This window comes from Paenibacillus sp. FSL P2-0121 (assembly GCF_037975345.1).
In the GTDB taxonomy this organism is placed as follows: Bacteria; Bacillota; Bacilli; order Paenibacillales; family Paenibacillaceae; genus Paenibacillus_AQ; species Paenibacillus_AQ odorifer.
The window spans coordinates 125,565-138,747 of sequence record NZ_CP150245.1 but is presented as its reverse complement, the minus strand read 5'-3'; the positions used below and the strand labels follow the sequence as shown (position 1 = coordinate 138,747).

The window sequence follows — 13,183 nt, the reverse complement described above, 5'->3', positions numbered from 1 at the left end:
TAGACTGAAGTGGAGTGGGCTATTAGAACAAGCCTGGGATCTTCATTCCACCAGTGAATTTACCCATGTCATTGTTAGCAAGCTCTTCAGCTTGAGTCAATGCATCATTTACAGCAGTGATTACAAGATCTTGCAGCATTTCAACATCTTCCGGATCAACGGCTTCCGGTTTAATTTGAATAGACAGCAATTTTTTGTGGCCGTTTACTTGAACAGTAACTACGCCGCCACCTGATGAACCCTCAATAACCTTGCCTCCGAGTTCCTCTTGAGCTTTAAGCATTTGCTCCTGCATTTTCTTAACTTGCTTCATCATTTGGTTCATATTATTCATACATCGTCTCTCCTTTGGAATGCGCAATTAGCGCTAGTAAGTTTATATTACTCTTTTATGACAACAAGGTCTTCTCCAAAAAGCTGGATAGCCTCATCAATCCAAGGTTCAGGTTTAGCTTCTGCAGTATCGTGTTCATGCTCCAATTGCAGTTCTTCTTTGCCAGTCTGTCCCACAGACTTCTGGGCAGCTTCATTCCAGTCACGAAGCATCATGGTTACAAGTCTATAAGGTTTTCCTAGACGCGCTGCAAGCACACTCTCAATAACCTGTCTGTTTGCCGGCTTCTCAGTAGTATCGCGGTGAATCGTGTTCTTGAATGCAACAAGCACCGCATCCTCCATAATTGATACTGGCTCACCGTCTACAAACCATGCATGAACCGTTACCTTTTCCTCTTTTACTCCCTGCAGGACAAGGCTCCACTGTTTATAGATAGCTGCAAAATCGGGACTATCCTTACCAGCAATAAACCTATCTACGTTAGGAGGCATTTTGGAGGCTGAAGAAACCCGCGGTGTTGGAACCGCGTGCGATTTCGGTGCAGGAGCACCATCACGCCCTCCTCCGGAAATACCACCGGATTGCATTGCCTGTTCCAGCTTCTTCTCCAGTGCTGCGATCTGTCTTTTGAGAAGATCCAGTTCACCAGAGTCAATGCTCGAATGATTCGCGCTTACTCCGGCATTTGTTTCACCTAACGGAGCAAATGCGGCACTCTGACTTACCTCTTGCTGCAAGCTGCAAAGCTTCATCAGCGCCACTTCAAACAGTGTCTGAGGATGTGTTGCGTATTTCATTTCACCTAGGTATTTATTGATTGTATCTACAATCTGAAATAGACGCTCCCGAGAAAATGCGGTGGCCATATCTTTAAATTCAGCAGGATTCAGCACCCGCTCTGTTAATTGATCGGCCTCGGGTACCATCTTAATCATCAATAAATCACGGAAATAATACATGAGATTCTCTAGGCATTTATCTGCACTTTTACCTTCATGCATAAGCTGCTCAACGAGCTCCAGAAGAAGACCCATATCACCTTCTAATATGGCAGTGGCAAGACGTGCAAATTGCTCGGAGGGAATTCCTCCTGTCATTCCTAACACTTGCTCGTACGTAACATTACCATCTGTAAAGGATGAAATCTGATCCAGCAAGCTCAATGCATCACGCATACCACCATCAGATAGACGGGCAATATACTGCAATGCGTTGTTATCCGCTGTAATCCCTTCCTTCTCACAAATAGCAGTCAGATGGGCGGTCTGTTCTTCTAACGCCACTCTACGGAAGTCAAAACGCTGACAACGGGAAATTATTGTCGCCGGCAATTTGTGAGGTTCCGTTGTCGCAAGAATAAACATCGCATGTGACGGCGGTTCCTCCAAAGTCTTTAATAGAGCATTAAAAGCTTCTGTCGTCAGCATATGCACTTCATCAATGATATACACTTTACGGCGCACCTCGGTAGGTGCATACTTCACCTTCTCACGCAGATCACGAATCTCCTCTACGCCCCGGTTTGATGCCGCATCTATTTCCTGCACATCCATTACATTACCCGCAGCGATTCGCAGGCAGGATGGACATTCGTTACAAGGTTCCGGACCTGGCCCACGTTCACAGTTAACCGCTTTAGCTAAGACTTTAGCAGCACTTGTCTTACCAGTTCCCCGCGGACCGCTGAACAGATAGGCATGCGAAACCCGCTGTTCACGAATTGCGTTCTGCAGCGTTTGGATAATGTGCTGTTGTCCAACCATGTCTTGAAACGACTGCGGCCGCCAAGCACGGTACAGCGCGATATGTTCCACTATGCATTACCCTCTCTTAAGCTGCCGCTTTCCCGGCATTTGTCGCAAATTTATTATACTATATTCATCGGCTATTGACCAAAAACAAAAAGCATCTTTGCTTGTGGCAAAGATGCTATGATAAACAGAATTATAAACCGTGCACCTGTTATTGATGGCTACGATCCAAGCGGCAACCCTACATGACTGCTCGAGTTAGGCCACCCTCCGGCACAAGAGTAATCTTACTTATGGCTGCTTCCTTCCGGACCTGACCAGGTTCATAAGCACTCATTGCGGAGGACCCAACTGTCAACACAGCCCGTAGGAACCAAGGCCTCACATCGATAGCACCTCTAACAGGAATTCAACCTCGCTACAGCGGATTGCGAGTTACAGGGCACCGCTACCTCCCCGTCTAGCACGGCGAAGATAAGTATAGCTCACGCTCGGACAAAAATCAACTCCAAGACATAAAATGAGCCCCTCAGCTATACAACTGGGGGCTCAATCTAACCGTTAAGCCGCAAAGCGACTGTTCAAATTAGATACCATATTTCTTCTTAAATTTATCAACGCGACCGCCGGCATCCAAGAACTTCTGCTTGCCAGTGAAGAACGGATGGCAGTTGGAGCAAATTTCGACACGAAGCTCTTGTTTAACAGAGCCAGCTTCGAAAGTGTTGCCACATGCGCAGGTTACCTTAGTTACATTATACTTTGGTTGAATTGCTTCTTGCATTTTGAATTTCACCTCTCATGCCCTAAGCCTCATGCGGACCCAGAGTTATATGATTACACTGTGGTATTTTAGCACGAAATATCAAATTGGGCAATATGTTTCATTTTTACATTTTAGCTGCTTAAATATTGATTCCCCGCCGCTTAGCCCGCGCCATATCTGCTGGTGGCACATGTGTATAAGAGCCTATAACTACATCCGGCAGTTCATCGCGGAAAATATCAAGCATCGTCTTCATCCCAAGGATTTCACCCTGGGCAGGAGGAATCAACTCTAAATAACTCTCCGGGTCAATGTTTAGATTGCGCATCTGAATAAGCTTAAGATCAGTACGTCTTACAAACTCCAGCATCGCTTCAATCTCTTCTTCGCGATCAGTCACTCCAGGGAAGATCAGATAATTGATCGATGTGTAAACCCCTTGCGAAGCAGCGTATTTCAAAGATTTTTCTACATTGGCCAATGTATAACCGCGTGGTTTGTAATAAGCATTATAATGGTCATCAAGGGCACTGATAGTGCTGACGCGCATCAAATCGAGCCCAGCATCAACGATTCCTCGCATATGATCGCTTAATCCCGCATTGGTGTTGATATTGATATAGCCCATATCAGTAATCGAGCGCACTTCACGAATAGCTTCTATAATAAGTTTTGCCTGCGTGGAAGGTTCCCCTTCACAGCCTTGTCCAAAGCTGATAATCGATTCAGGCGTCTTTAAATGCTCCAACATAACTTGTGAAATTTCGTTGACCGTAGGCCGGAAATTCATCCGAGTCTGCGGAGATACAAAGCCGCTATCATCAGGTTGCTCAGAAATACAGCCAAAACATCCAGCATTACATGAATAAGAGACGGGCACACCGCCCTCCCAACGCCCTAAAAAGGTATTGGAGGAAGTCAGGCATTCATAGCCAAGCGCACAGTTAGAAAGATGCTCATAGAGGCGGTTATCAGGATATTTGGCTGTCATCTCACCAACACTGACTTCAAGATCTTCTTTGTCACAATTAAGTGGATTCCATTTCTCTGGATTATCGGTAGGGTCTGCCGCAACATAGAACCCGCCATCCTTCCACACTACAGCCGAATACCCAAACAGAGGAAGCTTATAAGACTTATCTGTCTTCACATAACCAGGAAGACATAGACGAGTGTAGCCTTGCGGCAGCAGCGCTCCGACAGCCTGCGAACCTTCCGGCAAAGACATCATTTCACCCGTCTCAGGATTCATACCCACAGCACGTGTACTAGGCAAGCCCACGAGCGTAGCACCTTCTGGTAATGGAATTAATTCTTCCTCCAGCATTTCAACAATCATATCCCCACTACGGGCTAGCCCGTACAGTTCGGGATGATCATATACGTTTCCTTGCCCGTCGGCATATACCAAATACATGTTAGTCTCCTCTTATTATCGATTCTCAAGTTGTAGGTACTGAAGGTGTCTTCGCCCGCGTGGTACGACGAGCAGCTGTACCACTGTTGGAGGTACCCCCGTTACTTGCAGTCCCGTTTGGTGTTGTTTTTGCCCCAGCAACGTCAAAGGATGCCAAGAACTCAGCATTAGTCTTCGTATCACGCAGCTTTTTGATGAATCCCTCCACAAAATCGTAGGACTCGTTCATATTTTTGCGAATCGCCCAAATCGTATCCAGTTCTTCTTTGCTCAAGAGCACTTCTTCGCGACGTGTACCTGAACGACGAATATCGATAGCTGGGAATATCCGGCGTTCCGCCAATTTGCGGTCCAAATGAAGCTCCATATTACCGGTACCCTTAAATTCTTCATATATAATATCATCCATACGCGAGCCAGTATCTATTAATGCTGTTGCCAAAATAGTTAATGAGCCGCCTTCTTCCACATTCCGTGCAGAACCAAAAAACCGCTTCGGCCGGTGAAAAGCCGCCGGGTCAATCCCCCCGCTAAGTGTACGTCCAGATGGTGGAACCACCAGATTATAAGCACGCGCCAGACGCGTAATGCTATCCAAAAGAATAACTACATCCTTCTTGTGCTCAACTAAACGGAGTGCCCTTTGTAACACAAGCTCAGCCACTTTAATATGATTCTCTGGAAGCTCATCAAACGTCGATGCAACCACTTCGCCTTTTACAGAACGCTGCATATCGGTTACTTCTTCAGGACGTTCATCAATCAGCAATACAAAGAGCTCAATCTCAGGATTATTAGTGGAAATACTATTGGCAATTTCTTTTAAGAGGAGCGTTTTTCCTGCTTTTGGAGGTGCGACAATCAAACCCCGCTGCCCCAAACCTACAGGAGCGAGCAAATCCATTATTCGGGTAGACAAATGAGTAGGGGATGTTTCAAGCGGTAGCTTGTCTTGCGGATAAAGTGGTGTTAATGCTGGAAAATGAAGACGCTCCGCTGCACTAGCAGGGTTCTCGCCATTAACTGCATTGACTTGAAGCAGGCCAAAATATCGTTCATTTTCTTTTGGTGTCCGACATTTACCAGACACAAGATCTCCGCTTCTGAGATCAAACTTACGAATTTGTGAAGCTGAGATGTAAATATCTTCAGCACTGGGCAAATAGTTAATCGGCCTAAGAAATCCATAGCCCTCAGGCAAAATTTCTAGTACGCCTTCCATAAACATGAGACCGCTCTGCTCTGCCTGTGCCCGAAGGATCGCAAAGATCAGTTCCCGTTTCTTCAGCTGTCCGTAATAAGGAATCTGGTATTTCTTGGCCAGCTTATATAACTCGGTCAGCTTCATTTCTTCCAGATCGGAAATTTGAAGATCCATGTAATAACCACCTATTCAATTTTTAAATGAGTTCTTCCTAGTCTATCTACTAGGCAAAAATATGATTCTATTAAAATGCTCATTAGGTTAGTATTACCCCAAATGGAAGGAAATATGCGGTTTGGCCGCAAATTAATACTCCTTCCAAGCGGGATATCCTAATATTATTCATTCTCACGCCAAACATGAGCACCAAGTTGCCGAAGGTTGCTCACTAAATTATCATAACCACGATCAATATACTCTACGCCGGTCACTTCAGTAATACCATCTTCTACTGTTAACCCGGCAATGACAAGGGCTGCACCCGCACGCAGATCAGCTGCCTTTACTTTAGCAGCATTAAGTTTACTGCCCTCAATAATTGCAGATCGGCCTTCAACACGAATCTTTGCGCCCATTCTTACCAACTCTGGCACATGCTTGAAGCGGTTGCTGTAGACGAAATCGCTAAGCACACTAACCCCTTCTGCCTGTGTCAGCATACTTGTCATAGGAGATTGTAAATCTGTAGGAAATCCAGGATAGGTCAGTGCTTTAACATCTGCATGTTCATAATTAGCTCTACCTATAACTCGGATACTTTCATCAAGCTCTTCAATATCCACACCCATCTCTAAAAGCTTGGCTGTTAAGGCTTCCAAGTGCTTAGGAATAACATTATCTATCAACACATTACCGCGCGTAGCCGCAGCGGCAATCATATAAGTTCCTGCTTGAATCCGATCGGGAATAATGGAATGACGGCAACCGTGCATTTCCGAGACCCCTTCGATCCGGATGGTTTCTGTACCAGCGCCTTTAATAACAGCGCCCATAGAGTTCAATAGGGTAGCTACATCTATAATCTCAGGCTCTTTAGCCGCATTTTCAATAATTGTAGAGCCTTTGGCTCGTGAAGCCGCCAGCATGATGTTTATAGTGGCACCTACGCTTGATACGTCCAGATAAATCTTCGCACCGCGTAGCTCTTTTGCATATAAGTGGATAGAACCATGTTCGTTGGTAACTGTTGCTCCCAAAGCCTCGAATCCCTTGATATGTTGATCAATTGGACGAGGTTCAAAATTACAGCCACCAGGAAGACCTATTGTCGCTTCTTTGAATCTTCCAAGCAGAGCTCCCATCATATAATACGAAGCTCTAAGTTTCTTAACCGGCCCATTGGGCATTGGAATAGATACAATACGTGAAGGGTCAATTCTCATCTGATTGCCTGACCAGGATACATTAGCGCCAAGCTCTTGCAAGATTTCGGAGTATACGGCTACATCACTAAGGGACGGTAAATTATCCAGAACAACTTCAGATTCGGCCAAAATTGCCGCAGGAATAAGCGCGATGGCACTATTCTTTGCTCCACTGATGGTTACAACGCCCTCTAGCGGACGTCCACCGCCAATCATTAATTTTTCCATAGATTTATCAATTTCCCCCTACGTGTATTGCAGCTGGGTGGGCAATACGTGCTGTGGACTTTTAGTGATGAAAATGGAAAGACACCGGCTAAGCGGTGTGCTTTCCTCATCAAACTATTCAACTGGACAGAGTAATAGCCCTATCCTTTAACAAATTGCTTGTCCACCTGAGGCGGAAGCTACAATGATTAGGCTTTGTTGTTGGATCCAAATTCGCGAATTTTACCAATAACGGTTTCTTTGATTGCATCACGGCCTGGTGCGATGAATGTACGTGGATCGTAAGCATCAGGTTTAGCAGCTAGAACTTCGCGAACCACTTTTGCGAACACGATTTGGTTCTCAGTGTTCACGTTGATTTTGGAAGTACCCAGGGAGATGGCTTTCTTGATGTCATGTTCAGGAATACCTGTACCACCATGAAGAACCATTGGGATGTTAGTAGCGTCACGGATTTCTTCCATTTCTTTGAATCCGAGGTTAGGCTCGCCATGGTAAGGTCCATGAACGGAACCAAGTGCAGGAGCCAGGGTGTCGATACCTGTTTCTTTCACAATACGTACGCACTCATCAAGCTTAGCATACATGATGCCGCCGATAACGTCGTCTTCTTGTCCACCAACAGTACCTACTTCAGCTTCTACAGAAACGCCTTTAGCGTGAGCATATTCAACGACTTTTTTAGTCATATCGATGTTCTCATCGATTGGGTGATGGGAACCGTCGATCATTACGGATGTAAATCCAGCATCAATTGCTGCTTTACATTTATCAAAGCTAGATCCATGGTCAAGGTGGATAGCTACAGGAACAGTGATATTCATGTCAATAATTAGACCTTCAACCATTTTAACAACAGTAGTGAAGCCGCCCATGTGGCGTGCTGCGCCTTCAGATACACCAAGGATTACTGGTGATTTTTCTTGTTCAGCGGCACCAAGAATAGCTTGAGTCCACTCCAAGTTGTTAATGTTGTACTGACCTACTGCATATTTTCCTTCAAGTGCTTTGTTCAACATGTCTGTCATAGATACTAATGGCATGGTTTCATCCTCCTAAGAATGTTGGTTGGCTATGTTTTTAAACCGACATCACATACAGGCTTATTATAGCACATCCTGTGTCAAATACTAAATAGGGTAAACAAAAAAATGTCCCGGTGGGACGATTTTTATCCAGCCCATATAACAATTACACTCATCCTCTTCGGAGTCACCACGCGAAATAGGACCGATACAGAAATCACCGTTCTAACTGCATTGATCCACAGACTTGTTATGAAGATGCATGTTTACCGCTACGCGCATTTCGTCTATGTCGAACGGCTTTGTAAAATGCATTAACGCCCCTAGCTTGGTCGCCTCCTTAATCATGTCCAGTTCACCATATGCCGTCATCATAATGACCTTAATGGACGGATTGATCTCCTTTAGATGCTTCAGAATCTCGAGTCCATCCATTCCCGGTATTTTCATATCGAGTAAGACCAAATCGGGTGACTCGCTGCGAACAATGTCTAATGCCAATTTTCCGTTAGCCGCTTGAAATGTTGTATATCCCTCACTATTGAACACTTCCATAAGAAGAATCCGGATCCCATTCTGATCATCGACAATTAATACTTTCTTCTTTTCCATACGATACCCTCCCAGAAATTAAGGCAGATTGACTATACCGCGCTCTCCACAGCGACCGGCCCCTTTAGAAACTACTCCATACGAAACCTATTATTCGTGCTTTACTGTCCAAATCCTGCTAATTGGATAAAATGGGTAAATAAAGAGTCTAAAATGAAATAAATGTCAGTTACAATATTTCTATTAAAGGGTAATACAAAAAGAGAGCCTTCGGATGAAGGCTCTCTTCGATTATTTAAGAACCGAGGGTTCTTTCTGTCTGTGTATAAATTATTGCTGCTCGGAATGGGTCAAAGAGGCTTTGACAAATTCACGGAATAGCGGTTGCGGGCGGTTCGGACGTGAAGTGAATTCCGGGTGGAATTGAACCGAGAGGAACCACGGATGCTCTGGAAGCTCTACGATCTCTACTAGACGGCCATCCGGAGAAGTTCCGGAGATAACCAGTCCTGCTTTTTCAATTTCGTCACGGTAAGCATTGTTGAACTCATACCGGTGACGGTGACGCTCATATACCAGTTCATCATCATAGCAAGACATTGCCAGAGAGTCCGGAATAATCTTACAAGGATACAACCCAAGACGCATAGTGCCGCCCATATCTTCAATATCTTTTTGCTCAGGAAGCAAATCAATCAATGGATATTGTGTATTTGGATCGATTTCGGAGCTGTTTGCACCTTGTAGTCCAAGAACAGAACGGCCATATTCAATTACAGAAACCTGCATTCCAAGGCAAATGCCAAAGAAAGGTATCAATTGCTCACGGGCATAACGAATAGCGGAGATTTTACCTTCGATTCCCCGATCACCGAAACCACCAGGAACAAGAATACCGCCAATACCACGCAGCATTTCGTCCACGTTCTCATCCGTAATTTCCTCTGCATTCACCCAGCGGATCTTAACCTCTGCATTCGCAGCAAAACCTGCGTGTGAAAGTGATTCAACAACGCTCAAATAAGCGTCATGCAGTGCTACGTACTTACCTACAATTGCGATTTCTACTGTCTTCTCTAATTTCTGAATCCGGCTAAGCATACTTTCCCATTCGCGCATATCTGGCGCAGGTGTTGTAAGCTTCAAATGATTAACAACAATCTCGTCCAATCCTTCATCACGAAGGTTCAATGGAACTTCATATAACGTCGAAGCATCGCGGCATTCCACAACAGCATTAGCATCAATATCGCAAAAGAGTGCGATTTTGGCTTTCATATCTGCGGAAAGCTCATATTCCGTACGGCATACGATGACATTCGGTTGAATACCGATACTGCGCAGCTCTTTAACGCTATGCTGTGTCGGCTTCGTCTTCACTTCTCCAGCAGCCTTGATATAAGGAATCAAGGTTACGTGGATATACATCACATTTTCCCGGCCAATATCACTCTTGATTTGACGAATCGCTTCCAGGAACGGAAGACTTTCAATATCCCCTACAGTACCGCCGATCTCTGTGATAACAACATCAGAGTTGGTCTCGCGGCCCGCGCGGAACACGCGTTCTTTGATCTCATTCGTAATATGCGGGATAACTTGTACAGTTCCACCCAAGTACTCTCCACGACGTTCCTTGCTGATTACGGATGAATAGATCTTACCTGTCGTCACATTGCTGTTCTTCGACAGATTGATATCAATAAACCGTTCATAGTGCCCAAGGTCAAGGTCAGTCTCTGCACCGTCATCCGTTACGAAGACTTCTCCGTGCTGGTAAGGGCTCATTGTTCCAGGGTCTACGTTAAGATACGGATCAAATTTCTGAATCGTTACCTTTAGACCTCTGTTCTTGAGCAGCCTGCCCAGCGAAGCGGCGGTAATGCCTTTACCCAGGGAAGACACAACGCCACCCGTTACAAAAATATACTTTGTCACTGTAAAACCCTCCTAAATAAAGTCCAAACATAAAAGCGGCACATGGTGTTTATCGTAACCCGTTTTACTATCATCAAAACAGGGGAAATCAAAAGTTTAATTCACCGGGGAAAACATAAACCGTCATCCCTCAAATTCCATTAATCTACAGCTACTTTGCATCTAAAAAAACAAAAAAGTGACACCCGTAGAACCGGGGCACTTTTTATTTTAGAAAACACGTTTATTAACTTACATGATAAGCCCATGCAATAGTTTACTCTGACGATCCCCCACTGTCAAGGGAGGAATTATGCCACAGACAAGACTCTTCAGATTATTGATCTTACTTGTCATCCTCGGAATCTTCATCGTCGCCATCTTCTGCATCGTCTTCGTCCGTATCGTCTTCGTCTATGTCATCTTCATCGATCACGACATCTTCGTCGACTTCTTCTTCGCTGTCGTCGTCAGAATAGAGGTCGTCGCGATCTTCATCGATAGCGTCGAAATCCTCTTCTTCAGCTGTGTAGTTTTCTTCTTCATCAGCAAAATCGTCATCTTCCAAATCATCGTCTTCATCGTTGATGATGCGCACCCGTTTAGTGTTACCAACCGGATCATCGGAGCGCTCAAGAGGATACCAGCGTTTCAGTCCCCAAAGGTTGGTTCCGACACAGGCAAAACGCCCGTCAATGTTAATCTCGGTATATAACTGGGCAATAGTATCTTGGCTTTCTTGATCGGTCATGCCGCGTAACTTGGCTACCTCGACCATCAGATCACGGTAATAATACGGTGTATTGGCTGCTTTAAGCACCAGAAAGGCAAGATCCACCATTGGCATTTCTTTAACTTTCTCAGGGTCTAGCTTTAAATTGAGTGGCGTACTCACTAAAGGACACTTCCTCTCACGCATTGTTCACATTACGGTTTATTTCAATAATATCCATTAACAAAACTAAGTAAAACCTATTTAACAACAAAATGCAAGTCAAATGCAAGAACCGTCCAACAGAAAAAGCCTCCTGCTTATTATCCATACAGGAAACCTGTCTTCATCAAGAAGAGTTGATATGTAATTGTAGCAAGGTTCGCCGCACCCAAAGTTTTTAGAAATGGGATTTAAAAAGGCGGAGGAAGACCTCCGCGCATGACTGTATCCACGCCAAGGATCGGCTCCTTACGGGATGTTACAAAGAGAGTTTTAATCTCTTCTGTTTATTTTATGTAAAGCGCCGTCTTTTGACACGCTGGGCAGCCCATTTCCTTAAAAAAGGGCAAGTTCCCATTCGGACCCCTCCCTCCGCTCATACAATATGGCAGCAGGGCACCGAGGAGGGACAGCGAAACCTATGGACTATTACAAATTTTGGAACATGCTTCTTGAAGAAATATCGGTTGCCCCCAAAAATGGTGAGCGGCGTATTCTTACCTTCAACGATCCCCGCCAGTATGCCGGAGCTTTCTCACAATGGAAGGCTCTAAAAGCAAAGCAGCCCGAGCTGCGGCAAGTACAGGTATCTCCGCTGATTCGGGCCTTCTTCGTGCCCGCTGCCGCCGGAAAGCTGATGAACCGATTTGCAGACCTTCTAAATGTCGAGGACGATCTGCAAATCCAAATCCATTCCATAGCTAACGAAAAAAGCGGAATCGCAGCGCTCCCATGGGGGGTGAAAGCGATTCATGCTCCTCAGGCATGGTCTAAATCAACCGGAGTTCACGTCAAAATCGGCGTCATTGACACCGGCGCGGATTACCGTCATCCCGATCTGAAGCATTCATTAGCCACTGGAGTCAACCTACTACACCGCGGAATGCTGCCGCTGGATGATAATGGGCACGGAACTCATATCGCCGGAACCTTAGCGGCAGCAGGGGGGAATCGCGGAATGATGGGAGTGGCGCCGCGAGCGCTGCTATATCCAGTCAAGGCTTTTGATCATAGTGGATCAGCCTATGTATCCGATATTGTGCTAGGTATTGATTGGTGTGTGCAGAACCGAATCGACGTCATTAATATGAGCTTTGGAATGAAGACTAGAAGCAAGGCGCTCCACAATGTGGTTATAAAAGCGTATCGGGCCGGAATCGCCGTCATTGCCTCCTCTGGGAATGACGGCAAACGTGGCGGGGACTATCCCGCACGTTATCCCGAGACGATAGCCGTGGGCGCCATCGATAAAAGACACCGGGTTGCCGGCTTCAGCAATCGCGGTTCATATATCGATGTATACGCGCCCGGCGAAGGCGTGCCCTCCTGCTGGCTGAAGGAGGGCTACAAAGAAATGAGCGGCACCTCCATGGCGACCTCGCATGTCACGGGAGCCGCCGCACTGCTGCTCGCACTGCGACCGGGCCTCACGCCAAGGGAGCTGAAGCTGCTCTTGCGCCGCACCGCGTCCCCGGTGCGGCTGCGTAAGGGGCAGCGCCGCGCATCCCTAGGCGGCGGCTCTGCCGATGCCTTACGCCTGCTGAGAGCAGGAGTAAGGGCGAAGCGTTCGGTCTCCGCGAACGTGTAGACCCCGCCCGGGCACCGGGTGGGTCACTCTGACGTTAGCGCAGCTGATACCGGTGCGGAGAACGGCAGCAAAGAAAAATCCGCCCCCCAGGAAACCGGAA

The 13,183-nt window shown here is 46.0% G+C and carries 11 protein-coding genes and 1 other RNA gene; 1 reads left to right on the top strand and 11 read right to left on the bottom strand.

The features are described from left to right. Window positions 1–22: 22 nt before the first annotated feature. From MKY54_RS00645 to rpoE, 11 genes are all read right to left on the bottom strand, one after another. Window positions 23–334, bottom strand: a complete 312-nt coding sequence (locus MKY54_RS00645) for a YbaB/EbfC family nucleoid-associated protein (RefSeq protein WP_036679924.1) — start codon at window positions 332–334, stop codon at window positions 23–25. A 47-nt stretch (window positions 335–381) separates the two neighbouring features. Beyond that, on the bottom strand, window positions 382–2,151 hold the full coding sequence (gene dnaX, locus MKY54_RS00640) for a DNA polymerase III subunit gamma/tau (protein WP_339189088.1): 1,770 nt from the start codon (window positions 2,149–2,151) through the stop codon (window positions 382–384). A 137-nt stretch (window positions 2,152–2,288) separates the two neighbouring features. Then, an RNA gene (gene ffs / locus MKY54_RS00635) (signal recognition particle sRNA large type) lies at window positions 2,289–2,557 on the bottom strand. A gap of 117 nt (window positions 2,558–2,674) precedes the next feature. Next, window positions 2,675–2,872, bottom strand: a complete 198-nt coding sequence (gene rpmE / locus MKY54_RS00630) for a 50S ribosomal protein L31 (protein ID WP_036679927.1) — start codon at window positions 2,870–2,872, stop codon at window positions 2,675–2,677. A 121-nt stretch (window positions 2,873–2,993) separates the two neighbouring features. Further along, window positions 2,994–4,271, bottom strand: coding sequence for a radical SAM protein (locus tag MKY54_RS00625; RefSeq protein WP_038568079.1), 1,278 nt, complete (start codon window positions 4,269–4,271; stop codon window positions 2,994–2,996). A gap of 25 nt (window positions 4,272–4,296) precedes the next feature. After that, complete coding sequence (rho, locus tag MKY54_RS00620) at window positions 4,297–5,649, bottom strand: transcription termination factor Rho (RefSeq protein ID WP_036679930.1); 1,353 nt, start codon at window positions 5,647–5,649, stop codon at window positions 4,297–4,299. Window positions 5,650–5,813: 164 nt separating this feature from the next. After that, on the bottom strand, window positions 5,814–7,067 hold the full coding sequence (locus MKY54_RS00615) for a UDP-N-acetylglucosamine 1-carboxyvinyltransferase (RefSeq protein WP_036679932.1): 1,254 nt from the start codon (window positions 7,065–7,067) through the stop codon (window positions 5,814–5,816). 188 nt (window positions 7,068–7,255) lie between these two features. After that, window positions 7,256–8,110 carry a class II fructose-1,6-bisphosphate aldolase gene (gene fba, locus MKY54_RS00610; protein WP_036679934.1) on the bottom strand — a complete coding sequence of 285 codons (855 nt, stop codon included), beginning with the start codon at window positions 8,108–8,110 and terminating at the stop codon, window positions 7,256–7,258. Between the two features lie 207 nt (window positions 8,111–8,317). Next, window positions 8,318–8,704 carry a response regulator gene (locus MKY54_RS00605; RefSeq protein WP_036679935.1) on the bottom strand — a complete coding sequence of 129 codons (387 nt, stop codon included), beginning with the start codon at window positions 8,702–8,704 and terminating at the stop codon, window positions 8,318–8,320. A gap of 270 nt (window positions 8,705–8,974) precedes the next feature. Continuing rightward, window positions 8,975–10,582, bottom strand: a complete 1,608-nt coding sequence (locus tag MKY54_RS00600) for a CTP synthase (protein WP_076130377.1) — start codon at window positions 10,580–10,582, stop codon at window positions 8,975–8,977. Window positions 10,583–10,907: 325 nt separating this feature from the next. After that, the gene (gene rpoE, locus MKY54_RS00595; protein ID WP_036679939.1) at window positions 10,908–11,456 is read right to left on the bottom strand and encodes a DNA-directed RNA polymerase subunit delta; all 549 of its coding nucleotides are present in this window, start codon (window positions 11,454–11,456) and stop codon (window positions 10,908–10,910) included. A gap of 460 nt (window positions 11,457–11,916) precedes the next feature. On the opposite strand from rpoE, the gene MKY54_RS00590 reads away from it, so the two are divergent. Continuing rightward, on the top strand, window positions 11,917–13,083 hold the full coding sequence (locus tag MKY54_RS00590) for a S8 family peptidase (RefSeq protein WP_036679942.1): 1,167 nt from the start codon (window positions 11,917–11,919) through the stop codon (window positions 13,081–13,083). Window positions 13,084–13,183: the final 100 nt, after the last annotated feature.

Excerpts from the sequence above, each read along its gene's own strand:
- MKY54_RS00590 (WP_036679942.1), top strand. The coding sequence starts at position 11,917 with ATGGACTATTACAAATTTTGGAACATGCTTCTTGAAGAAATATCGGTT.
- MKY54_RS00605 (WP_036679935.1), bottom strand. The coding sequence starts at position 8,704 with ATGGAAAAGAAGAAAGTATTAATTGTCGATGATCAGAATGGGATCCGG.
- MKY54_RS00625 (WP_038568079.1), bottom strand. The coding sequence starts at position 4,271 with ATGTATTTGGTATATGCCGACGGGCAAGGAAACGTATATGATCATCCC.
- rpmE (WP_036679927.1), bottom strand. The coding sequence starts at position 2,872 with ATGCAAGAAGCAATTCAACCAAAGTATAATGTAACTAAGGTAACCTGC.
- MKY54_RS00615 (WP_036679932.1), bottom strand. The coding sequence starts at position 7,067 with ATGGAAAAATTAATGATTGGCGGTGGACGTCCGCTAGAGGGCGTTGTA.
- MKY54_RS00645 (WP_036679924.1), bottom strand. The coding sequence starts at position 334 with ATGAATAATATGAACCAAATGATGAAGCAAGTTAAGAAAATGCAGGAG.
- rho (WP_036679930.1), bottom strand. The coding sequence starts at position 5,649 with ATGGATCTTCAAATTTCCGATCTGGAAGAAATGAAGCTGACCGAGTTA.
- fba (WP_036679934.1), bottom strand. The coding sequence starts at position 8,110 with ATGCCATTAGTATCTATGACAGACATGTTGAACAAAGCACTTGAAGGA.